Raw genomic sequence first — 23,591 nt, forward strand, 5'->3', positions numbered from 1 at the left:
GGCCGGTACGACGCGCCGCCAGGGCGACGTGACGGGGTCCGCGGCACCTGAGCCCCGGCTTCGCGATCTTCAGCGGGCACGCGCGAACCCGGTTCCGCTGTCGGACCCGGATGGCAGGATTTCCGCGTGACCGTTCCCGCCGTCCTGCGCACGCTGGCCCGTCTCAGCGCGGCCGAGCAGCCGCAGCGGGTGCAGCTCGACCTGACCAAGACCGCCGGGCTGGTGTGGCTCGGCTCGGACGAGGCCGGCTGGCGGGCCCTCACCCAGGCCGGGGAACTGCCGTCCTGGACACCGGTGCCGTGGACCGCGCGACCCGACCAGCAGGCGACCGTCGACCGGTTGGCCTCGTTCGACGCGTTGCACCAGGAGGACCGGCTGCTGCGGCTCGGTTGGGCGTTCCTGTGCGGACCGGCGACGGTGAACGGCCAGCGCAGGCGGGTCTGCCTGCCGCTGGTGTCGCGGCCGGTCCGGCTGCACCCGGCGGGGCGGCGCGCCTACGTGTTCCACGTCGCCGGCGACGTGGGGCTGTTCCCGCTGCTGGCCGACTGGTCCAAGGCGGCGGAGTTGGAGACGCGGCTGGCCAAGGGCAAGGAGTGGATCGAGGCGACGTTGGCCGCCGGCGGGTTCTCCGACGTCCCGGTGCTCGGGCCCGGGCACGACCCGCGCGAGCTGATCGGCGGCGACCGGCTGGTGGTGGTGGCCGGTGCCGGGCTGCACGCGGGTGAGCCGGTGGTCAGCACCGAGCGCGGCGCGGCGCTCTACACGTGGGCGCGCCGCAGCGGCGTCGAGGCGACCGCGTTGGCCGGGCTGTACTCGTCGGCCGAGGACCCGCCCGTCGACGTCGACGGGGTGGTGGACGGCGCGTTGCCGTTGAGCCCGAGCCAGCGCGCGGCCCTGCTGAACGCCCGCGTCGCACCGGTGACCGTGATCGGCGGGCCGCCGGGCAGCGGCAAGACGCACACCCTGGCCGCGATCGCGCTGGACGCGGTGGCGGCGGGTCGGTCCGTGCTGCTGGCCAGCCGCACCCGCAACGCCGCCGACGTGCTCGGTGAGGCGCTGCGGCGGGCCGGCGGGCCGGTGCCGGTCCTGTTCGGCGACTCCGAGCTGCGGCAGGAGATGGCGCGGGAGCTGAGCACGGGGCTCGCCGCCACCACCGGGAAGGGCGAGCTGGACCAGCTCGACCGGTCCCGGAAGGGGGCCGTCGCGGCGGTGGCGCGGATCGAGGGCGCGGTCGGGGCGGCGCTGCGGGACGAGGAGCTGGCCGAGGCGGCGTTGCGGTTGCAGGCGCTCATGCCGGCGCACCGGTCGGTCGCGCCGCGGGCGTTCGAGGAGGGTGCGGACTTCGACCGGCTGGACGAGCTGCTGCGACCCCGGCACGGGCTGTTCGGCGGGCTGCGGACGCGGTGGGCGGTCCGGTCGGCGCGGCGGCTCGCGGGTGCGGGCGACGAGGTGGGCGTGGCGGACCTGGAGGCGGCGGTGCGGGCCGCCGAGCAGTCCGCCGCGCAGGTCCGGGTCGCCGCGAACGGCGGCACGTCGTTGGCGGCGTTGCGGGTGTTGTTGGCCGAGGAGGACGCGCGCGGCCACACCGCGATCGCGGCGTGGCTGGCCACCCTGGCGGTGAGCCGTCGTGGCGCCGGGCCGAGGCGCGCGGTGGCGGCGCTGGCCACGGCGTTGCGGTCGGGTCGGGCGGCGCGGCGGCGGGCGTTGGCCGACGTCTCGACCGAGCACCTGGTCCAGGCCCTGCCGCTGTGGGTCGGGACGCTGGCCGACGTGGAGGACATCCTGCCCGCCGTGCCGGGCATGTTCGACCTGGTCGTGATCGACGAGGCGAGCCACGTCGACCAGCCGCTGGCGGCGCCCGCTCTGGTGCGCGGCAGGCGGGCGGTGATCGGTGGCGACCCGCGCCAGCTGCGGCACGTGTCGTTCGTCGGCGACCAGGCCGTGCGCGAGGCGTTGACCGCGGAGGGCACGGAGTCGTTGGCCGACCGGCTGGACGTGCCGAAGGTCAGCCTGTTCGACGCGGGCGCGGCGGCGTCCGGGGTGCACTGGCTCACCGAGCACCACCGCTGCGCGCCGCACCTGATCGGGTTCGCCGCGACCCGGTTCTACGAAGGCCGGATCGCGCTGCTGACCACGCACCCGGCCATCGCGGACGTGGACTGCATCGACGTCGAGGAGGTCGACGGGGTCCGTGACGACAAGGGCGTCAACGAGGTCGAGGTGGACGCCGTGCTCGCGCACCTGCGCCGTCGGATCGCCGCCGGTGTCCGCTCGATCGGGGTGATCACACCGTTCCGGGCGCAGGCGGACGCGTTGGAACAGGCCCTGCTCGACCGGCTGAGCCTGGACGAGATCACCACGGGCGGGGTGCGCGTCGGCACCGTGCACGGCGTCCAGGGCTCGGAGTTCGACGAGGTCGTGATCAGCCTGGCGTTGACCGACGCCGACCGGCCGGCCGCCTGGCGGTTCGCCAACGACCCGAACCTGCTGGCCGTGCTGACCACGCGGGCGCGGCGGCTGGTGCACGTGATCACGTCGGCCGAGGCACCGGTCGGCCTCGTCGGGGACTACCTGCGGCACGCGGAGACCCCGCCGACGGAGACCGAGGGCGTGGCGCCGTCCGACGAGTGGACCACGCGGTTGGCGGCGGAGTTGACGAACCTCGGCCTGACCACCCGCACCGGCTACCCGGTGGGTCAGTGGCGGGTGGACCTGGTGGTGGGTGAACGGCGGTCGGCGGTCGCCCTGGACACCCGACCGCACCCGGACGGCGCGGCGGCGCACCTGGCCCGGTGGCGTGCCCTGCGCGGCGCGGGCTGGCGGGTGCACGACGCGTTCCCCAGCCGCTTCGCCCACGACCCGGCGCGCGCGGCGGTGGAATTGGCACAGGAACTGGCACCCGAGGCCGCCCGCACCCCCTGACCGCAGGGCTCAAGCCCGCTCGCGCTCCTTGACCGTGGGGCGCAGGCCCGCTGGCACTTCCCGACCATGGGGTTCAGATTCGCCCGCACTTCGCGACCGTCGCGCTCAAACCGCCCGCACTCCCAGACCCCGGGGCTCAAGCCGCCCGCGCCTTCCGACCGCGGGGCTCAGGCCAGCCGGCGCAGCCAGTCCAAGGCGGACGGAGCGGACGTGATGATCGAGATGTGGCCGTCGTCCGGTGATCGGCGCAGTTCGGCCGCGGGGCAGCGGTGCGCCAGCCACTCGGCGTGCGAGTCGGGCACCACGCGGTCGCGGCCGCCGTGCAGGAGCAGCACCGGCACGGTCACATCGCCGGGATCGAAGCCCCACGGGGCGACGTAGGCCAGGTCGTCGTCGATCAACGCGGCCGGTCCGGCCTGCACGGCCGGGCCGACGACGTCGGTGAACCAGGACCAATCACCGGTGAGGGCGGCGAAGTCGGCCTCGGTGAACTCCGGGTCGTACTCGACGCCCGACGCCTCGAACCGCTCCTTCACCTCCCGTCCGGCCGCGGCCGCGCGCAACGACGCCGCCCCGGACGCCGCCATCCCGACGAACCAGTCGAGCCCGTCCGCGTCGTACGGCGCGAGCCCGGCCACGCTGACCACGCCCGACACCCGTTGGGGCAGCAAAGCGCCGCAGGCGAGGGCGTGCGGGCCGCCGCCGGAGTGCCCGAGCACCGCGAACCGGTCGATGCCCAGCGCGTCGGCGACGGCGGCCGTGAGGGTGGCGGCCGAGGCGACGTCACGGCCGGGGTCCGGCGTCGACCCGCCGTAGCCGGGGCGGTCGTAGGACACCCAGCGGAGGCCGAGCCGTTGCGCGGCGGGGAACAGCGGTGCCGGTGGCGCGCCGATGTTCGGCGTGCCGTGGTGCCAGAACACGGCCAGGTCGCCCGTGCCGGAGTCGTACGCGTGCAGCGTGCGGCCGTCGTCCAGCCGGATGTCGATCTCCGTGACCACGGGCGGAGGGTAACAGCGGACGATCACCGGTTCGCTGCGCGGCGTCAGCCCGGCTGGCACGACACGTGACCGAAATGGTGGTTTGACACGTTCGCACAGCGGTTACCTGGTGCGTGCGCCTTGAGCAGACAGGGTGCCGGAGGAGCGTGCCGTGAACATGGTGGACCTGCCTGACGACGGGCTCGACTCGACGCTGGGCGGCGTCCGAACACCCGACGACGTCGCCGCCCTGGTGGGGCAAGTCGCCTACGAGGTGGACGAGCAGCGCGTCGCCGACCTCGTGCTGATCGCCGCGGAACTGGTGGGCAACGCGCGTCGGCACGCCGAAGGGCCGTGGCGGATGCGCCTGCTGCGGGTGGACGAGCGGCACGTCGTGCGGGTCGAGGTGGAGGACCACAGCCCCAGCCTGCTGCCCGTGCTGGGCAGATCGGACGACCCGGCCGCGGGCGGCGGGCTGCTGCTGATCAACCGGCTGTCGGTGCGCTGGGGGTTCGACCACCACGAGGACCGGAAGGTGGTGTGGGCGGAGGTGCCCACGCGGTGACGCGGCGGGGTGCGGGGTCCGCGGCGCGTGCGGACCCCGCACCACCGATCAGCGGCCAACCTCCTCCAACACCCAGGAGGAGACCGCCGAGTAGTAGTCGCGCGCGTTCGGCGCGAGGTTGATCGAGTGGCCGTAGCCGGGCAGCGCGTGGGCGCGCAGCCGACCCCGGAAGTACGGCGCCTCGGCCGCGCGCAGCGTCTCCGAGGTCGAACAGTCGGTGGCGAGCAGGCCGCACACCGCCGCGTCCCGGGAACCGACGGCGGTCATCACCGGCACGTCGATCAGCAGGCTGTACGGCAGCAGCACGGCCACACCGAGCCCGTCGGCGGCCTCCGTCGGCGAGAAGACGTCCTTGGTGGACTCTTCCAGCGCCATCACCTCCGGCACGAGCGATCCCGGCGCGTGGAAGCTCGCGTACCGGGTGCCGGGCGCGGTGGTCAGGTAGCCGAGCGGGTGGAGCAGGCCGAACTTCGGGTCGAGGTTGGCCGGGCGGAAGTTCGCGAACGCCGCCGCCACGCCGACCGGGTTCACCCGGTGCGTCATGCCGGTCAGCAGCACGCCGTCCACGTCCCGGTAGGTGGCCGCCTCCACCACGCTGATCGCCGAACCGAGTGAGTGGCCGCCGATGACGACCCGGCCGAACCGCGGCCCGTACGCGCCGGACCGCAGGCCTTGCACGACCTGGTGCATGGCGTCGGCCTGCACGAACGCCGTCAGCGTCACGGCCAGGGGTCGCGAGCTGCGCCCGGTACCGAGCCGGTCGACGGCGAAGGTGGCGAAGCCGGCCGCGTTCTGCGCGGCGCGGAAGGAGTGCTTGCCGTCGGGGAAGTCCCAGTAGGAGCTGTTGTAGGTGGAGCCGGGCACGAGCAGCTGGACGGTGGCGGCGCCGGCCGGGACGCACAGGGTGCCGTGCACGACCTGCCGGTGACCGAGGACGGTCACCGGTGCGTCCACGTCACGGCACGTGGTGGCAGCCGAGGCGGTCGCGGACGTCAGCGAGGACGCCAGCACGAGCGCCACCAGGCCGGCGGCGAGTGTGTACCGCAAGGGAAGAGGACCTCCATCGTCATCGGAACGGATCAGCGGGAGTGGGCGGTCATCGGCAGCCGGTCGGGGTACAGCAGGCCGATCACCTTGGGGCGCACCGGTTGGCCCGGCACGGGCACGAGCCGCCACCGGGCGACGAGGGTGGCCGCGACGATCGCGATCTCGATGTGCGCGAACGCGTGTCCCGGGCAGTGGTGCAGGCCGCCCGCGAACGGCACGTAGGCGCCCTTGGGCAGGGCGGCGGCGCGTTCGGGCAGCCACCGGTCGGGGTCGAAGCGCGTCGGCTCGTCGTAGTAGCGCGGGTCGTGGTGCAGCGCGTGCGGGCTGAAGCCGACCTCGGCGCCGGCGGGTAATCGCACGCCGCCCAACGACACCGGCGCGTTCGTGCGCCGGAGCATGATCCACAGCGGGTAGCGGCGGAGCACCTCGCTGATCACGCGGTCCAGGTACGGCAGCCGGCGCAGGTCGTCGATCGTCGCGGCACGGCCGTCGAGCACGTCGTCCACCTCGGCCTGCACCCGCCCCCGCACCTCCGGGTTGCGGGCCAGCTCGTGGAACAGCCAGGCCAGCGCGATCCCGGTGGTCTCGGTGCCCGCGGTGAGCAGGGTCACGACCTCGTCGCGCACCTGCTGCCGGTCCATGGCCGCGCCGGTGTCCTCGTCGCGCGCGTTCAGCAGCACCGACAGCAGGTCGTCCCGGTCGCCGCGGGTGGAGTCGACCACGTCGTCGACGACCCGGTGCACGTGCGCGATGGCCCGGTCGAAGCGGCGGTTCGCCGGGATCGGCAACCTCTCCACCACCGCGGGCGACAGCGCGCGGACCACCCCGAGCCGGATCAACGTCGGCGTGTGCGCCCGGATCTCCGCGCTGACCGCCGGCCCGAAGTCGGCGGAGAACAGCGTGCGGCCGACCACGGAGATCGCCAGGTCCTGCATCACGCGGTCGAGTTGCAGGATTTGTCCATCCCGCCAGGAATTCGCCAGGTCGGCGGCCAGTGCGGTCATCGTCTCCGAATACCGGGCGAGGGGTCGGCGGTGGAACGCCGGCTGGATCATCCGGCGTTGCCTGCGGTAGATATCGCCGTTGGTGCTGACCAGGCCGTTCCCGAACGCGCGCCGGAGTTTGTCGACGAAGATGCCCTTGTCGAACTTGTCCGTCTCGCCGGTGAGCACCTGGTGGGTCAATTCGGCGTTCGTGACGAAGTGCAGCGGGAGTCGCCCCAGGTAGACGCGCACGACGGGGCCGTGCAGCCGCAGGTCGGCGGTGAACTCGAGCCTTTGTCGCAGCATGGCGGCGGTGTGCCCGAGGCCGGGTAATCGGCCGGGAACCGTGGACGCCTCGGGTTTCGGGGTGTTGCTGGTATTCGGACTGGCGGTCATCGGATGCCGCTCCCTGGTTCCAGCAAGTGATTGACGGCGTGCACTCTATGCGCCGTTCGGAGTCCGGCGGGATCGCGCATTAGAGTTAAGTTGTTGGATCCGCTGGTGCGTGCGGCACGCAGGCGGTTGGATGTCATGGTCCGCCCGTCCCCACCGAAGCGCGAAAGCCCTGGAGTGCGCCATGAGTGACCTGGACTGGGTCCCCGAAGGCATCGACGTCACGGTGCCGAGCGTCGCCAGGACCTACGACTACCTGCTCGGCGGAGCGCACAACCTCGCCGTGGACCGGGCGATGGGCGACCAGATGCTGAGCGTCCTGCCCGGCGCGCGCGACCTGGTCCGGCTGAACCGGGCCTTCCTCCGCCGCGCGGTCACCCACCTCGCCGAACGGGGGGTGCGGCAGTTCCTCGACATCGGCTCCGGCATCCCGACCGTGGGCAACGTGCACGAGATCGCGCAGGAGGTGGCGCCGGACTGCCGGGTGGTCTACGTCGACAAGGACCCGGTGGCGGTCGCACACGGCCGCCTGCTGCTGGCCGACGACCCGAACACCACGGCGGTGCAGGCGGACCTGCGCGACCCGCAGGACGTGCTGCGCCGGCCCGAGGTGACCGGCATGCTGGACCTCGACGAGCCCGTCGCGCTGCTGTTGTTGCTGGTGGTGCACTTCATCAGGCCTGAGGAGCAGCCGGTCGAGCTGCTCGGCCGGTACCGCGACCGGCTGGCGCCGGGCAGCTTCATGGTGATCTCGCACGCCACCGCCGACGATCGCGCGGAGACCATGCGGCGGGCCGCGGACACCGTGCGCGAGAGCAAGTCGAAGGACAACCTGGTGTACCGCACGCACGCCGAGGTGACGGCGTTGTTCGACGGCTACGAGCTGATCGAGCCCGGTGTGGTCGGGCACGCGCTGTGGCGGCCCGGCGGCGCGGGCGACATCGCCGACCGGGCCGAGGACAACACACAGGTGTGGGCCGGTGTCGGCCGCAAGCCCGACCGCGAGTCGGTGGCCGGAGGCCGTTGATGACCGCTGCGCTCCCCCAGGACGCGGACGGCCTGCGCGCCCGTACCAAGCTCGCGAAGAAGTGGGCCTACCTGCTCAGCTCCCGCACGTTCATCCCGCTGACCACCCTCGAACTCGAACGGCAACTGCTCGGGTTGGTCGAGCGGCTGTGCGCCGGGGTGTCCACCGAGTCGCTGGCCCAGCGCGCCGGTCGGGAGGTCGGCGACTCGCTGGTCGCGCTGAACTGCACCACGGCCGAGGCGCTCCAGGTGTCGGTGGAGGTCGTGAGCAGGGGCCTGCTCGCCATGCCCGGGCTCGCCCCGCCGGACAAGCTGCGCGAACGCGTGGTGGACGTCATCGCCTCGCTCTCCGCCGGGTTCGTCGACAAGGTGCGCACGTCCGTGCTGACCCAGCAGGAGCACCTGGGGCGCTCGCTGTACAAGGCGATGCGCGAGGCGCAGGTGGAGTTGCAGTACAGCGAGGCGAGGTTCGAGCTGCTGGAGCACCACCTGTCCACCGGCATCGCGACCGCCGACCCGGACGGCACCCTGGTGCGGTCCAACGCCGCGCTGGCCCGGATCGTGGACCGGCCGCCCGCCGAGCTGACCGGGATGTCGCTGTTCGCGCTGGCGCACCCGGACGAGCGGACCGCGTTGCGGGCCGAGTTCGCGGAGCTGGCCGAGGTCGGCACGACGTCGACGACCCAGCCGCGCCGGCTGCTGCGCGCCGACGGCGAGCTGGCGTGGGTGACGCTCACGCTGTCGCCGCTGCGCCGGACCGAGGGCCGGGCACAGGTGATCGTGCTCGCCGAGGACGCCACCGACGTCAACCTGTTGCAGGGTCAGCTCAACCACCAGGCGCTGCACGACGTGCTGACCAGGCTGCCGAACCGGCAGTACTTCTCCAGCCGGTTGGAGCACGCGCTGCGGTCGGCCGACCCCGGCGCCGGGGTCAGCGTGTTCCACCTCGACCTCGACGGCTTCTCCCGGATCACCGGCGGTCTCGGCCGCGAGGTCGGCGACCACGTGCTCAAGGTCGTCGCCGGTCGGCTGGCGGCGGTGGTGGCCGAGGAGAACGCGATGGTCTCCCGGTTCGGGTACGACGAGTTCGCGATCCTGGTGGAGAACACGCCGGCCACGCCCGACGTGGTGACGATGGTCCGGCGGATCAACGACCTGCTGTCCGCGCCGTTCCACTCCGACGGCCACCGGGTCGCGGTGTCGGCGACGATCGGCGTGGTGCACCGGCCGCCGCGCGACTCCGCGCCGGCGGACCTGCTCGACTCGGCCGACCTGACGTTGCGGCGCGCCAAGCACAACGGGCGCCGGCAGTGGGAGCTGTCCGACCGGGCGCAGGACGGCCGCGACCGGCGCACGTTCAGCCTGGCCGCGACCATGCCCGGCGCGTGGGAGAACGGCGAGATCCAGGTGCTGTACCGACCGGTGGTGCGGTTGGCGGACGACTGGGTGGAGTCGGCCGAGGCGGTGTTGCGGTGGGACCACCCGAGGTTGGGCGCCCTGCCGCACGAGCAGTGCCTGGCCCTGGCCGAGGACACCGGGTTGATCGTGCCGCTGGGCACGTGGGCGCTGCGGGTGGCGTGCGAGCAGGCCCGGTCGTGGCGCCGGGAGCTGCACCGCGACCTGCCGGTGCGGTGGGCGTTGACGCCGAGCCAGGCCGCGGACCCGGACCTGCAGGGCGTGGTGCGCGACGTGCTGGCCGACACGGGGCTGCCTGCGCCGTCGCTGCGGCTGGGCGCGCCCGCGCAGGCGTTGTTCGGCGACCGCGGTGAGGCGGCCGACAACCTGCGCTACCTGGCCGAGGAGGAAGTGGGCGTCGAGCTGGAGGACTTCACCGCCGCGCCCGACGACCTGGTGCGCCTGCTGGACGGGGTGCCGGTGCGGGCGGTCCGGGTGGCGCAGTCGCCCGCCGCGAGGCCGGGTTCGGCGGTGGCGCGGGCGCTGGCCGGTGTGCTGGAGGTGGTGCGTGACGCCGGGATCGGGTTGACCGCCGCCGGCGTCACGACACCCGAGCAAGCCCGGTGGTGGCGGGAGGTGGGTGCGGACACCGCGTCCGGTCCCCTGTTCGCTCCCGCCGGTCCACCGGACGCGATCACCCGATAGCGCAAGTCAACGCAGGCGCTGTCGGGGAGCCGGTGGCCAGGTACCCGAACGTGGTGCTCTGGCCGGGCTTGACGGCCGCGTTCCACGACAGGTTCCTCGCCGTCGCGGTCGTGCCGTCGGTGGTGATGGTCGCGCCCCAGGCGTGCCGCACGGCCTGCCCGGAGGCGAGCGGCCAGCTCACCCGCCAGCCCGCGGACGGCGAGTTCTCCTGGTGCCGCAGGGTGATCTCGACGTGGTGCCCGGTGCCCCACTGCGCGACCACGCGCATGGTCGCCGTGCACTCGCCCTGGGTCGTCTTGAAGTCCGGCAGCTCGTCGAGCGTGACGACGCCGGCGTGGTCGTAGACGCGTTGGACGAAGTCGCGCGGGTTGACCACGCCGTCCTGGATGAACGAGCCCGACCACGTGACGAACCAGGACCAGCGGGCCTCGTAGGCGCGGAGGAGGTCGGGGTCCGGGATGGAGCCGACCTCGCCCAGCGCCACCAGCTTCTTGTCCCCGCCCAGCTCGACCAGCCGCTCGTACGGGCCGATCACCGGGCCGTGGTCGCCCTGCGGCGGGTAGGAGTCCATGCTCACCACGTCGACCACGTCGGCGCCGGGGTACCAGTCGGGCGAGACGGAGTTCCACACCCAGATCAGGTTGTGCAGCCCGTGGTGGCCGACCAGCCGGTCGTGCAGGATCCGCCACAGCTGCTTGGTGGGCTCCGGTCCCTTGGCGCCCCACCAGAACCAGCCGCCCTCGGCCTCGTGCAGCGGCCGCCACAGCACCGGCACCTTGGCGTCGGCCAGGCGCTTGAGCTGCACCGCGATCGCGTCCACGTCCCGGATCAGGAGCCGGTAGTCGGTCGAGGTGGGGTCGGCCAGGGCGGCGGCCACGTCGAAGGTGGTCGCGTCGGTGTAGAAGCCGCGCCACCACTCCTTGCCGGGCTGGTCGATCAGGCCGGACGGCGCGTTCCAGTGCCAGGCCAGCGTCACGATGCCGCCGCGCCGGTCGTAGGCGAGGGCGTGGTCGACGTCCTGGCCCACGGTGCCGCGCTCGACCCGGCTGGGTGAGTAGTCCATGAGGTCGTAGCCGCCGACGGCGGGCGCCTCGCCGATGTTCTGCTCGACCCAGTCGATGCTCGCCTGGTCCTGCTGGCCGGACAGGATCGTCTCGCCGTAGTTCTGTGCCAGGTAGCGCATCAGCCCCTTGGCCTCGGCGGTCGCGGCCGGGTCGGTGAGCGCGCCGGTGACCTGGTGCGGGCCGCGCGGCGCGCTGGGCGTCACCTTGATCGCGTCGATCAGGTACCAGCCCCAGTTGTTGGTGATGGTGACCGTGTTGTCGCCCTCGACCAGCAGCACCTTGCCCGCGGCGATCGACGTGAACGTCGGGTGCTCGGGGAACCGCACGTCGCCCAGGCCGCTGCCGTTGAGCGACAGCGACGCGGTCTTCGGGCCGTACGGCGTGGCGTAGTAGATCGACAGGTCGTGCAGCCCGCCGGGGCTGTCCGGGATGGTGATGGTGACGCTGTCCGTGCCGGTGTCGAAGCCGGCCACGTAGCCGCGGCCGGAGAAGCCGGCCACGCCGGACTCGACCACGGTGCCGTTCAGCTCGCCGTCCTCGGCTTCGTGCACGCCCGGCGCGGACGGGGCGCTCGGCGCGACGCCGATCGCGTCGATCAGGTACCAGCCCCAGCTCGTGGTGAAGGTGACCGTGTTGTCGCCCTCGACCAGCAGCAGCTTCGCGCCGGTGGCCTCGGTGAAGCCCGCGCTCTCGGCGAGCGCCACCTCGCCGACCGGGCTGCCGTTGAGCGACACCGCGGTGTGCTTGGGCCCGTTGGGCGCGGCGTAGCGGACGGTGAGGTCGTGCAGCCCGCCGGGGCTGTCCTGGATCGTGACGGTGACGTGGTCGGCGGCTTCGTCGAAACCGCCGACGTAGCCTGCGCCGGAGAAGCCCTCGACGGTCGTCTCGACCACGACGCCGGACAGCACGCCGTCCTCGGCCTCGATCCACTCGCCCGGCGCGGCGGCGACCGCGGGTGGGGCGAGGCTCAGCACGAGCAGCGAGACGAGCAGCAACAACCTCACGTCGTTTGTCCCTTCACCGCCGTTGGCTGGGGCACGGGCTCCGATGCCGTTCTGGGAGCGCTCCCAGAAGCATAGGGCCGCAAACGCCCACGACCAAGGTTTCCGAACTTGTGCATGAACCAGACAAAAGTCAGGTCAGAATCAGCGAAAGTTATGGACTAGACCACTGTCCCCCACCTACCGTTCATCACGTTCGCCATCCCCGTGACCGCACCCGACTCCCCTGCCCGCCACCGCGTGCGGACCCTGCAACCGTGCGACGACGACGTCGGACAACGCGTGGTCGTCCCTGCCCTCCTGGAGCATGGATCATGAGATGGACAGCGCGCCGGACGCGCAACCCCGCACTCGGCCTCCTGGCCGCCACCCTGCTGATCACCGGACCGGGACTCGCGACGGCGGATCCCAAGAGCGACGCCGTGCCACCGCAAGAGCCCGGCGTGACGCTGCGGGTCTTCGACATCCAGGTGTCCCTGGACCGGCTCTGCACCCTCAAGCCCGCCCAGACGCCCAACGTCGACAAGCTCATGCCCACCGTCGACTGGGCGTCGACGACCGACTTCGGGTTCGCCGACCGCTTCGTCGCCCAGGTCACCGGCAACATCAACGTCACCCAGGCGGGCAGCTACGCGTTCCGGCTGCTCAGCGACGACGGCTCGCGGTTGTCCATCGACGGCGCCGTGGTGGTCGACCACGACGGTCTGCACGGGCCGGATCCCAAGGACGGCTCGGTCACGCTGTCGACCGGGTACCACTCGCTGCTGATCGACCACTTCGAGCGCGACGGCGGCCAGCAGTTGACGTTGCAGTGGCGGCCGCCGGGCGCGACCGGCTTCACGGTGGTGCCGAACTCGGCGCTCAGCACGGACAGCGGCGTCGTCCGGGTCACCGCGCCGGGCCGCAAGGAGTGCGCGACGGTCGCCGACTCGCCCGGCGACGGGCTGCCGCTCAACGCCGTGCACCCCGACTTCACGCTGACCGACCTGCGCCCCACCGGTTTCCAGCCGCGGGTCAGCGCGATGGACTGGTTGCCCGACGGCAGGCTGGCCATCGCGACCTGGAACGGCAAGAGCACCGACACCGGTGAGGTCTGGCTGCTCGGCAACGTCACCGGGGCCACCTCGCCCGACCGGGTCACCACCAAGCGCATCGCGACGAACCTGCGCGAGCCGATGGGGTTGAAGGCGCTCGACGGCCGGCTCTACGTCTCGCAGAAGCACCAGCTGACCGAGCTGACCGACGTCAACGGCGACGACGTGGTCGACCAGTCCCGGGCGGTGGCGACGTGGCCGTACGGCGGCAACTTCCACGAGTTCGCGTTCGGCCTGCTCTACAAGGACGGGTTCTTCTACCTCAACCTGTCCGTCGCGATCAACACCGGCGGTGCCACGACCAACCCGCAGCCCGCCGCGAACCGGGGCACGGCGGTGAGGGTCGACCGCGCCACCGGGCAGGTCGACTACATCGCGGGCGGCCTGCGCACGCCCAACGGGATCGGGTGGGGACCGGAAGGCGGGATGTTCGTCAACGACAACCAGGGCGGCTACCTGCCCGCGTCGAAGATGGTGCACGTCAAGCAGGACCGGTTCTTCAACCACTACACCACCCCGGCCGGCCCGTTCGACGCCAACCCGGTCACCGCACCAGTGCTGTGGTTGCCGCAGAACGAGATCGCGAACTCGCCCAGCACGCCGCTGCACCTGACCCAGGGCCCGTACGCCAGTCAGATGATCTTCGGTGACGTCACCTACGGCGGCTTGCAGCGCGCGTTCCTGGAGAAGGTGAACGGCGAGTACCAGGGTGCGGTGTTCCGGATGACGCAGGGCCTGGAGGCCGGCGTGAACCGGATCAGCCTCGGCCCGGACGGCGCGATCTACGCCGGCGGCATCGGTGACGGCGGCAACTGGGGCCAGGACGGCAAGCTGACGTACGGCCTGCAGAAGCTGACCCCCAACGGCGGCCGGACGTTCGACGTGCTGGCGATGCGCGCCATCGCGGGAGGGTTCGAGGTCGAGTACACCCAGCCGCTGTCGGCGGCGACCGCGGCCGGGCTCGCCGGTCGCTACCGGGCCGCGCAGTGGCGGTACGCGGCGGCGCCCACGTACGGCGGGCCGAAGGTCGACCAGGAGAACCTGTCGGTCGCGTCGGCGACGCTGTCCGCGGACGGCCGGAAGGTCACGCTGAAGCTCAACGGCCTCAAGGCCGGTCGGGTGGTGCACCTGCGCTCGCCGCGCCCGTTCTCCTCGAACACCGGCGTGCCGCTCTGGAACACCGAGGCCTGGTACACGCTCAACAACCTCGTCGGGACCGCGCCGTCGGCCACCCAGTCGTTCGAGGCGGAGAGCGCGGCCCTGTCCGGTGGCGCCGGGGTCAACACCGACCACACCGGCTACTCGGGCGCGGGCTTCGTGGACGGCTACGGCACCCCCGGCGCGACCACCCGGTTCGCGGTGAACGCGACGGTGGCCGGCTCGCACAACGTGGGCCTGCGCTACAGCAACGGGCCGAACCCGTCCTCCGGGACCAAGACGGTGAGCGTGTACGTCAACGGCGCGAAGGTCAGGCAGGTCGCCCTGGCCGACACCGGCACCTGGGACACGTGGGCCACGCACACCGAGGCGTTGACGCTGCGGGCCGGCGCGAACACCATCGCCTACCGGGTGGACGGCGGCGACATCGGGCACGTCAACCTCGACCACCTGACGGTCACGCCGGCCCAGCGCGTCGTCCTCTACCAGGGTGGCGGCACGGAGAACTGGCGCAACGCCGACGGCAGCGCGCCGTCGTGGCCGGTCGCCGACGGCTCGATGGAGGCGCTGGGCGGCGACATCCGCAGCCGGCAGGTGTTCGGCGACTTCAGGTTGCACCTGGAGTTCTGGCTGCCGAACCTGCCCCCGGACGTGACCGGTCAGCAGCGGGCCAACAGCGGCGTGTACCTCCAGGACCGGTACGAGTTGCAGATCCTGGACAGCTTCGGCAAGCAACCGCTGGCCGCCGACGACGCGGGGAGCATCTACCTGAAGAGGGCCGCCTCGCCCAACGCGGGCACCGCGCCGCGGACGTGGCAGACCTACGACGTCACGTTCCGGGCGGCCCGCTTCGACAGCGCGGGGGTGAAGATCGCGAACGCCCGCGTCACCGTGGTGTGGAACGGCGTCACCGTCCACCAGGACTTCGTGGTCGACGGGCCGACGGGCGGCGGCGCGGCCGAGGGCCCGACCGCAGGACCGCTGCGGTTGCAGGACCACGGCGATCCCGGTGAGAACGTCCGGTTCCGCAACATCTGGGTGGAACCGCTCGGTTGACGCGCACCGCCCCGGGTCGCTCCTCGGTGAGCGGCCCGGGCGGGCCGGCTCAGGACGTGCCGGCCCAGTGCCGGGCGGTCCGGCTCAGTGCCCGGCGGTCCGGCTCGGGGTCGTGTCGGCCGAGGTGAGGCCGCACAGGTCGTCGGCGACGGTCCACAGCTCCTCCTCGCGCCGCTCGTCGTAGGACTCGGGCGACGACGGGATCACCTCGCCCCGGCTGATGTAGGCGCCGCTGTCACCGGGGCGGGGGCCCGTCATCGCCTCCGCGAGCAGCCGACCGGCCTTGACCTTGCCGGTGACGGTCGGCAGCACGCGCAGCGCGGTGCCGACCACGCCGAACACGGCCCGGCCGACCCGGCCCGCGTCGCGCGCCAGCCCCGTGCCCGGCACCAACCCGGGGTTGTAGGAGTAGACGTCCACGCCTTCGGGCAGCCGACGGCGCAGCGCGTGCACGAGGTAGATCACGCCCAACTTGCTGGTGGCGTACGCGCGCCTGCCCGCGACACCGGTGTCCTCCTGCCCCGGCCGGGCCAGCGCGCGCGGGTCGTCCCACCGGGGCGGCGGGACCAGGCCCATGCTGTTGTGCGCGCTGTCGTGCACGTCGCTGGCCACCACGACGATCCGCGCCGGGTTCGTGAAGCGCGGGAGCAGCAGGTTCAGCAGCAGGTGGTAGGCCAGCACGTTGACGCCGAAGGTCATCTCGACACCGTCGGCGGTGACCTTGCGGGTGGTGGCCATCTGCAGGCCGGCGTTGCCCAGGAACCCGTCCAGCGGCCCGTCGACCTCGGCCGCGGCCCGGCGGATGTCGGCGAACGACGCCAGGTCGCACACCACTTCGGAGACGTTGCGGTTGCCCGTGCGCTCGGCCAGTTCGACGGCCAGACCTGGCCTGCGGTTGAGCACGAGCAGGTGCCGGTCCGGGTGGTGGCGCAGCAGGTGTTCGGCGGCCTCGCGGCCGAGGCCCCGGCTCGCGCCGGTCATCAGGGTCGTCCCCACGATCACTCCTGGTACCTAGTTCGAACTGGTACTGAGTACCGTACTGGACTTCGTACCGGGCCGCTATGCTGAGCGCATGTCGGGACGGGCGCCGCTGCGCGAGCGCAAGCAACAGCGCGCGCGGGAGCAGATCGTGGCGGCGGCGTTCGAGCTGTTCGCCGAACGCGGGTTCGCCGCCGTGACGGTCGCCGACATCGCCGAACGGGCCGAGGTCGGGCGCACCACGTTCTTCCGCTACTTCGGCGACAAGCAGGAGGTCGCGTTCTCCGACGAGCAGGCGCTGGTCGAGGAGCTGACCACGCGGCTCCGGGCGTCGCCGCCGGTCACCGACCTGGCCTCGGTGGTGGCGCAGCTGCGCGAGGTCGTGGTGCGGCTGTGCCGGGAGCTGACCGCGGACGGCGAGCACTACCGCGCGCACGAACGGCTGCTGCGCGAGAACCCCGAGCTGCGCGACCGCTCGGCGCGGAAGTTCGCGCGGCTGTCCGAGCTCTTCCGCGCCACCCTGCTCGACCGGGGTGCGTCGGCCGAGGTGGCGGCGCTGGCGCCGCAGGTCGCGCTGGCCTGCTACCTGGCCGGGAACGCGGTGGCGGACGGTGAACCGGCCGCGTTGCCGGGCGCGGTGGACGCCGCGTTCGCACGTCTGAGCGAATTGGGTGGGTCCGACATCGCCTGAACGCCGGGGAATCGTCGGTCCGGTGGGTTAGGTTTCACCCTGCCATGCGACTCATCGGACGTGATCACCCAGCGGGGGTGCTGCGCGCGGAGGTCGACCGCGCGACGGTCAGCCACGGCGGTGTCGTGCTGGTCGCCGGCGAGGCCGGGATCGGCAAGACGACCTTGGTGACCGGCGCGGCCGAGCAGGCGCGGCGGCAGGGCGCGCTGGTGCTCGGCGGCTCGTGCTGGGACTCCGACAGCGCGCCCGGCTACTGGCCGTGGGTGCAGGTGATCCGGGCGTTGCGCCGGGCCGCCACCGCCGAGGAGTGGCAGGCCGTCGACCGGGGCCCGTTGGCGGTGCTGCTCGGCGAGGCGCCCTCGCAGCACACCCCGGAGAACTTCCCCCTCTACGACGCGGTGACCACGGCGCTGGTGGCCGTGTCGCACCAGCGGCCGGTGGTGGTCGTGCTGGAGGACCTGCACTGGGCCGACCCGGCGTCGTTGAAGCTGCTGGAGTTCGCCGCGCAGCACACCTGGTTCGAACGCGTGCTGCTCATCGGCACCTACCGCGACACCGAGGTCGACGCCGAGGACCACCCGCTGCGGCCGATGATGACGCCGTTGCTGAGCCGTGCCGCCACGGTCGCGTTGACCGGTCTCGCACCGGCCGAGGTCGGCGAGTTGATGGCGCGCACGGCGGGCCGCGAGCCCGATCCCGACCTGGTCGCCGAGGTGCACCTGCGCACCGGCGGCAACCCGTTCTTCGTCGAGCAGACCGCCCGGCTGTGGCACGGCGGCGGCCCGGTGACCGCGATCGCGCCCGGCGTGCGGGACGCGTTGCGGCGCCGGCTGTCGCTGCTGCCCGCGCAGGTCGGCGACCTGCTCACCGCCGCCGCCGTGCTCGGGCACGAGTTCCACCGCCGGGTGCTGGCCGCGACGGCGTCGCTGCCGGTGCCGGCGGTGGACCGGCTGCTCGACCAGGCCGCGCAGGCCCGGCTGGTGCTGGGGCTGGGCGGTGGCCGGTTCGCCTTCGCGCACGACCTGGTGCGCGAGACGTTGTACGCGTCGCTGTCCGACGTGGACGTTCGGCACGCGGCCGTGGTGCGGGCGTTGGACGGCGACCCGACCGACGGCGTGTCCCCCGGCGACCTGGCCCGGCACGCGCACCTGGCCGGTGCCGAACTGCCCGCCGACCGCGCGGTGGACCTGATCGTGGCGGCGGCGCGGGACGCGAGCCGCCGGATGGCGGTCGAGGAGGCCGCCGGGCACTACCGGCGGGCGCTGGAGCGGGCCGAGGGCACCCGCCGGCGGATCGCGGTCGCGTTGGAGCTGGGCAACGAGCTCTACCACTGCGCCGAACCCGCCGAGGCGCGGCGGATCTTCGACGAGGCCGCGGCGTGGGCGCGTGAACTGGCCGACCCGGAGCCGTTCGCCCGGGTCGCGCTCGCGGTCTACCGGTTCGCCGAGGACGAGGGCCAGGCCACCGCCGCGGTGCGCGAGGCGTACGGCCGGTTGATCGGGCCGCCGGCGGACCTGCCGACGGAGGTGCTGGCGCGCGAGATGAGCCTGCACGCCACCGAGGCGGCGCGGGGCGGTGGCGACGACGACGCGCTGGCCTCGGGCCTGTGGGCGACCCACGACACCACCTCCGGCATCGGCAACGCCGAGCAGCGGCTGGCCCTGACCGGCGAGCTGATCACCGTGTCGCGGCGCAGCGGCGACCACACCGCCGAGCACTTCGCCACCTCGTTCCGGTGGGTGGCGCTGGTGGAACTGGGCGATCCGCGCTACCTCGACCAGGTCAACGCGTTCGTCGCGCTGTCGGAGCGGCTGGGCATGACCCGGTTCAACTTCTCCGCCGCCATCGACCAGTCGATCATCGCCGCGATGCAGGGCCGGTTCGCCGAGGCGGAGGCGTTGCTGGCCAAGGCGACCGAGATGGGCGCGAGCAGCCACGTCGGCTTCCGGATGATGTACCTGCACCTGAGGTGGGCGCTGCTGCTGCCGCAGGGCGGGTTCGCCGCGCTGGACGAGCTGGCGGCCGAGATCCGGGCGAGCAGCCACCCGTTCCCGGGTCTGCTGGAGGGCATCGCCGCCCTCGAACGCGGTGACGTGGCGGCCGCGCGGGTCCACGTCGACCAGCGCGTGCAGGACGACCGCTTCCAGCAGGCGTTCGAGCCGCTGTGGTTGCGGTTCCAGGCGCAGTACGCCCACGCGGCGGGTGACCGGGAGTTGGCGGCACGGGTGCGCGAGCGGCTGGCGCCGCACCGGGGCAAGTGGTTGGTGTCGCTGTACGGGTGCGACATCAGCGGGCCGGTGGACCTGTGGCTCGGTCTGGTCGACCTGGCGCTGGGCCGGTGCGACGAGGCGGCCGAGGAGCTGGTCGCGGCGCAGCGGTCGGCCGAGCGGATGCGGGCCCGGCCGTGGGCGGTGCGGGCCGGCCGCCACCTGGTGGAGGCGTTGCGCGCGCAGGGCGTGCCGGCCGCGGACCTGGTCGCCTCGGTCGCGCGGGACGCGGCGGCGCTGGGCCTGACGTCGTCGCCCGACCGGACCGCCTGCGAGTTCCGCCGCGACGGTGACGTGTGGGCGTTGTCCTTCAACGGGGTCACGGTGCGGGTGCCGGACTCGAAGGGGTTGCGCGACCTGCACGTGCTGCTGAGCAGCCCTGGTGAGCCGGTGGCGGCGGTGTCGTTGCTGGCGCCGGAGGCGGTGGCGTCCGCGCGGCTGGGCGGTGACGCGGTGCTCGACGACGAGGCCAAGTCCCGGTACCGGCGGCGGCTGGCGCAGCTGGACGACGAGATCGACCGCGCCTTCGACGACGAGCGCGCCGCCGCCCTGGACCGCGAACGTGCGGCCCTGCTGGAGGAGCTGCGCGCCGCCGCCGGTCTGGCCGGTCGCACCCGGCGGCTGGGCGACGAGGCCGAACGCGCCCGCAAGGCCGTGACCGCCCGCATCCGCGACACGCTGCGCAAACTGGACGAACGCCACCCCGGTCTCGCGGCCCACCTGCGGGAGACCGTGTCGACCGGGGCGACGTGCGTCTACTCGGGACACGAGCGCTTCCGGCTCTAGGTCCCGGCCCGTCGGGTCACTTCCGGTTGTACAACCGCATCGTCCAGGCGCCGAACACGGCGGTGAACACGACGCCGTAGCCGAGCGTCCACGTCATCGCGTTCGCGTCGAAGCCGCCCGCCATCAGCGCGCGCACCGCGTCGACCAGCTTGGTGATCGGGTTGACGTTGACGAACGCCTGCAACCAGCCGGGCATCGTGGTCGGCATGACGTAGACGTTCGACAGGAAGGTCAGCGGGAACAGCACCAGCATGCTCGTGCCCATCACGGACTTCTCGCTGCGCAGCAGCAGGCCGAACATCGTCCAGATCCAGGAGAACGCGAACGAGAACGCCACCAGCAGCGCCACGCCGAGCACGACCCCGACGAACCCGCCCTCGGGCCGGAAGCCGAGGATCAGGCCGACGACCATGATGGTGAACGACGCCAGCACGTACCGCAGCAGGTCGCCCAGGATGTACCCGACCATGGGCGCGGGCCGCCAGATCGGCAGCGTGCGGAACCGGTCGAAGACGCCCTTCTCGATGTCGGTGTTCACCGCGACACCGGTGTACATGGTGATCATCACGACGCTGGTCACCGTGATGCCGGGCAGCAGGTACTGGATGTACTCCCCCGGCGACCCGGCCAGCGCACCGCCGAACAGGTAGGTGAACATCAGGATCATCATGATCGGGAACGCGGTCACGTCGAACAGCTGCTCCGGCACGTGCTTGATCTTGAGCACGGCCCGCCAGCCGAACGTGAGCGACGCCGACAGCGCGGTCGGCCGGCGCGGCTGCTCGGTCTCCAGCAGCACCGCCGCCAAGTCCTCCGCCTTGGGCGCGGGCAGGAGTTCGACTTCCTTGGTGACGGTCACGCCGCCGCCTCCTTCTTGTCGGTGAGGGCCAGGAAGACCTCGTCCAGGCTGGGCTGGCCGAGGGAGAACGTGTCGACGGTGATGCCCTCGCGGGCGAGCTGGGCCAACGCCTCGGCGGCCTGCTCGGTGGCCCGGCCGGACAGCCGCGCGGTCAGCGCGACGGGGTCGGCGTCCAGCTGCACGTCGGCCTCCAGCGCGCCGGCCAGCACCTGCTGCGCCCGCGGCCGCTGGTCGGCGTCACGCAGCCGCAGGTGCACCGCGCCGACACCGACCGACGCCTTCAGCTCGCCTTTGGTGCCCTCGGCGATGACCTTGCCGTGGTCGATGACCGCGATGCGGGACGCGAGCTGGTCGGCCTCGTCCAGGTACTGCGTGGTGAGCAGCACGGTGGTGCCGTGCGCGACGACCGCGCGGATGATGTCCCACACCTGGTTGCGGCTGCGCGGGTCGAGGCCGGTGGTCGGCTCGTCCAGGAACAGCAGCTTCGGCGTGTTGAGGATGCTGGCCGCGATGTCGAGCCGGCGGCGCATGCCGCCCGAGTAGTGCTTGACCTGCTTGGCGGCCGCGTCGGTGAGCCCGAACGCCTCCAGCAGCTGCCCGGCCCGGGCACGGGCGTGCGCTCGGCTGTGACCGAGGAGCCTGCCCAGCAGGATCAGGTTCTCGGTGCCGGTCAGGTCCTCGTCCACCGAGGCGTACTGCCCGGTGAGGCTGACCAGCTGACGGACCGCGTTCGGGTCGGCGCGCACGTCGTGACCGAACACCCGCGCCTCCCCGTCGTCCGGTCGTAGCAGCGTGGCGAGCATGCGGACCGTCGTCGTCTTGCCCGCGCCGTTCGGGCCGAGCAGGCCGTACACCGTCCCGGCGGGCACGGTCAGGTCGACGCCGTCCACCGCTCGGGTGTCGCCGAAGACCTTGACCAGGCCCGACGTTTCGATGGCGTTCATGGTTTCCCTTTCACTAGGAGACGTACGGGCGTCGGGTGCGGGCATCCTTCAGGGCCGACGCCCACCAGGTGAGCTGGTCGAACATCGCGTCCGCGGCGCGGCGGCGGTGCTCGGTGTCGAGCGGTTCGTCGACGAGCAGGTTCACGCCGACGTTCGTCCGCACTGTCATGACGTGCAACTCGGTGAAAACTGAGCGGAGGTGCTCGACCGCGTGGAAGCCCTCGGAGCGGTAGCCGTAGGAGACGAACCCGACGGGCTTGGCGTGCCACTCGTCGTAGGCGTAGTCGATGGCCTGCTTGAGGGAGGCCGGGAAGCTGCGGTTGTACTCGGGGGTGACGACGACGAACCCGTCCGCGTCCGCCACCTGCCCGGTGAACCGCCGGATCTCGGGCGTCGGCTGACCCGGGTAGCACGGCGGGAAGTCGTAGTCGGCCAGGTCGAGCACGACCGGCTCCACGTCGGCGCGCTGTGCGGCGACCTCGGTGACCCACCGGCCGACGCCGTCGCCGACGCGTCCTTCCCGGGTGCTGCCGACGATCACCGCGATGTGCAGCGGCTGCATGTGCCACCTCCTCTCACCAAGGAGGCGCGAGACGGCCTGCCAGACCGGATCTGGCGGCCCGCCAGAACGCCGAACTCCACGCCTCCACACGCTGTGACGTGCGGAAACGTGGAGTCCGGGTGAGCTGGTGCTAGATGCGGCAGGTGTCCAGGGAGCTGACCAGGATCGCGCGGGCGCCCACGCGCCACAGCTCGTCCATGATGAACGGGGCGTCGTCGCGCGGCACGAGGGAGCGGACGGCCACCCAGCCCTCGCGGGCCAGCGGCGACACGGTGGGCGACTCGATGCCGGGCACCAGCTTGAACGCCTCCTCCTGCGCCTCGACCGGGCAGTCGAAGTCGAGGATCACGTAGCGGCGGGCGATCAGCACGCCCTGCAACCGGCGGTGCAGGATCTCGACCGCGCGCACCGCGTCCGGCGCGTCGGCCACGGTGTCGCCCTGGATCAGCACGGCCTCGGACTTGAGGATCGGCGAGCCGAACGTCTCCAGGCCCGAGGTCTTCAGCGTGATGCCGGTCTCCACGACGTCGGCGATCGCGTCGGCCACGCCGAGCTCCACGGCGGTCTCCACCGCGCCGTCGAGCCGCACGAGGTGCGCCTTGATGCCGAGGTCGGCCAGGTGGTGCTCGACCAGGTTCGGGTAGCTGGTGGCGATCCGCTTGCCCTCCAGGCCCGCGGCGTCGTGGATGCCGCCGGGCTTGGACGCGAAGTAGAACGACGCCCGGCCGAAGCCGAGCGGCAGGATTTCCTTCGCCGACACGGTGGAATCGAGCAGCAAGTCACGACCGGTGATGCCGACGTCCAACGACCCCTCCCCCACGTACACCGCGATGTCGCGGGGCCGCAGGAAAAAGAACTGCACATCATTTGCCGGGTCCGCCACGATCAGCTCACGGCCGGACCTGTTCACCCGGTAACCCGCTTCGGCCAGCATTTGGGCCGCGGGAGCACTCAACGAGCCCTTGTTGGGCAGGGCGAAGCGAAGAGGAGCCATGGCCGGGAGTCTCCCACATGGAGCGGCCCGTCCCCGTCCCGGGTATGCCCAGGTGTCCCACGGTGTGGAAACCGCCAGGTGTCGTGCCGACGTCACCCGTCCGGGCTTCCCACCACGTGAGCAC

The 23,591-nt window shown here is 72.6% G+C and carries 16 protein-coding genes; 7 read left to right on the forward strand and 9 right to left on the reverse strand.

All coding sequences use genetic code 11. The annotated features are described in order from the left end of the window. Positions 1 to 126: 126 nt before the first annotated feature. Positions 127 to 2,922 (forward strand): AAA domain-containing protein, encoded by a 2,796-nt coding sequence (locus ACYVLT_RS01565; protein WP_461118240.1) that lies wholly within the window; start codon positions 127 to 129, stop codon positions 2,920 to 2,922. A gap of 167 nt (positions 2,923 to 3,089) precedes the next feature. On the opposite strand, the gene ACYVLT_RS01570 is transcribed toward ACYVLT_RS01565, so the two are convergent. Next, on the reverse strand, positions 3,090 to 3,920 hold the full coding sequence (locus ACYVLT_RS01570) for an alpha/beta fold hydrolase (RefSeq protein WP_461118241.1): 831 nt from the start codon (positions 3,918 to 3,920) through the stop codon (positions 3,090 to 3,092). Between the two features lie 157 nt (positions 3,921 to 4,077). On the opposite strand from ACYVLT_RS01570, the gene ACYVLT_RS01575 reads away from it, so the two are divergent. Then, on the forward strand, positions 4,078 to 4,464 hold the full coding sequence (locus tag ACYVLT_RS01575) for an ATP-binding protein (protein WP_461118558.1): 387 nt from the start codon (positions 4,078 to 4,080) through the stop codon (positions 4,462 to 4,464). Between the two features lie 48 nt (positions 4,465 to 4,512). Here ACYVLT_RS01575 and ACYVLT_RS01580 read toward each other — a convergent pair whose 3' ends face one another. Then, positions 4,513 to 5,511: an alpha/beta fold hydrolase gene (locus ACYVLT_RS01580; protein WP_461118242.1), complete on the reverse strand. Its 999-nt coding sequence runs from the start codon at positions 5,509 to 5,511 to the stop codon at positions 4,513 to 4,515. Positions 5,512 to 5,543: 32 nt separating this feature from the next. Next, positions 5,544 to 6,890 carry a cytochrome P450 gene (locus tag ACYVLT_RS01585; RefSeq protein ID WP_461118243.1) on the reverse strand — a complete coding sequence of 449 codons (1,347 nt, stop codon included), beginning with the start codon at positions 6,888 to 6,890 and terminating at the stop codon, positions 5,544 to 5,546. A 181-nt stretch (positions 6,891 to 7,071) separates the two neighbouring features. Here ACYVLT_RS01585 and ACYVLT_RS01590 point away from each other — a divergent pair, with 181 nt between their 5' ends. Together ACYVLT_RS01590 and ACYVLT_RS01595 are read left to right on the forward strand one after the other, a co-directional pair. Then, on the forward strand, positions 7,072 to 7,914 hold the full coding sequence (locus tag ACYVLT_RS01590; protein ID WP_461118244.1) for an SAM-dependent methyltransferase: 843 nt from the start codon (positions 7,072 to 7,074) through the stop codon (positions 7,912 to 7,914). After that, positions 7,914 to 10,013, forward strand: coding sequence for a putative bifunctional diguanylate cyclase/phosphodiesterase (locus ACYVLT_RS01595; RefSeq protein WP_461118245.1), 2,100 nt, complete (start codon positions 7,914 to 7,916; stop codon positions 10,011 to 10,013). The genes ACYVLT_RS01590 and ACYVLT_RS01595 overlap by 1 nt, the downstream gene beginning before the upstream one ends. On the opposite strand, the gene ACYVLT_RS01600 is transcribed toward ACYVLT_RS01595, so the two are convergent. Continuing rightward, entirely contained in the window at positions 10,003 to 12,081 is a 2,079-nt protein-coding gene (locus ACYVLT_RS01600) for a glycosyl hydrolase (protein WP_461118246.1), read from the reverse strand. The two genes, ACYVLT_RS01595 and ACYVLT_RS01600, sit on opposite strands and share 11 nt — an antisense overlap. A gap of 311 nt (positions 12,082 to 12,392) precedes the next feature. Here ACYVLT_RS01600 and ACYVLT_RS01605 point away from each other — a divergent pair, with 311 nt between their 5' ends. After that, a complete protein-coding gene (locus tag ACYVLT_RS01605; protein ID WP_461118247.1) occupies positions 12,393 to 15,386 on the forward strand; it encodes a family 16 glycoside hydrolase in 2,994 nt (997 codons plus the stop codon). A gap of 84 nt (positions 15,387 to 15,470) precedes the next feature. Here the strand turns inward: ACYVLT_RS01605 and ACYVLT_RS01610 are convergent, their stop codons facing one another. After that, the gene (locus ACYVLT_RS01610) at positions 15,471 to 16,382 is read right to left on the reverse strand and encodes an SDR family NAD(P)-dependent oxidoreductase (RefSeq protein ID WP_461118248.1); all 912 of its coding nucleotides are present in this window, start codon (positions 16,380 to 16,382) and stop codon (positions 15,471 to 15,473) included. A 76-nt stretch (positions 16,383 to 16,458) separates the two neighbouring features. Here ACYVLT_RS01610 and ACYVLT_RS01615 point away from each other — a divergent pair, with 76 nt between their 5' ends. Together ACYVLT_RS01615 and ACYVLT_RS01620 are read left to right on the forward strand one after the other, a co-directional pair. Further along, entirely contained in the window at positions 16,459 to 17,055 is a 597-nt protein-coding gene (locus ACYVLT_RS01615; RefSeq protein ID WP_461118249.1) for a TetR/AcrR family transcriptional regulator, read from the forward strand. 44 nt (positions 17,056 to 17,099) lie between these two features. Further along, positions 17,100 to 20,108, forward strand: coding sequence for an ATP-binding protein (locus ACYVLT_RS01620; RefSeq protein ID WP_461118250.1), 3,009 nt, complete (start codon positions 17,100 to 17,102; stop codon positions 20,106 to 20,108). Between the two features lie 16 nt (positions 20,109 to 20,124). Here the strand turns inward: ACYVLT_RS01620 and ACYVLT_RS01625 are convergent, their stop codons facing one another. The 4 genes from ACYVLT_RS01625 to hisG form a co-directional block, all read right to left on the reverse strand. Beyond that, positions 20,125 to 20,967 (reverse strand): ABC transporter permease, encoded by an 843-nt coding sequence (locus tag ACYVLT_RS01625; protein ID WP_461118251.1) that lies wholly within the window; start codon positions 20,965 to 20,967, stop codon positions 20,125 to 20,127. After that, positions 20,964 to 21,911: an ATP-binding cassette domain-containing protein gene (locus tag ACYVLT_RS01630; RefSeq protein ID WP_461118252.1), complete on the reverse strand. Its 948-nt coding sequence runs from the start codon at positions 21,909 to 21,911 to the stop codon at positions 20,964 to 20,966. The genes ACYVLT_RS01625 and ACYVLT_RS01630 overlap by 4 nt, the downstream gene beginning before the upstream one ends. 13 nt (positions 21,912 to 21,924) lie before the next feature. After that, positions 21,925 to 22,473 carry an NADPH-dependent FMN reductase gene (locus ACYVLT_RS01635; protein WP_461118253.1) on the reverse strand — a complete coding sequence of 183 codons (549 nt, stop codon included), beginning with the start codon at positions 22,471 to 22,473 and terminating at the stop codon, positions 21,925 to 21,927. A 130-nt stretch (positions 22,474 to 22,603) separates the two neighbouring features. Then, positions 22,604 to 23,467, reverse strand: a complete 864-nt coding sequence (gene hisG / locus ACYVLT_RS01640; RefSeq protein ID WP_360463252.1) for an ATP phosphoribosyltransferase — start codon at positions 23,465 to 23,467, stop codon at positions 22,604 to 22,606. Positions 23,468 to 23,591 lie beyond the last annotated feature (124 nt).

The organism is Saccharothrix stipae (assembly GCF_054781895.1).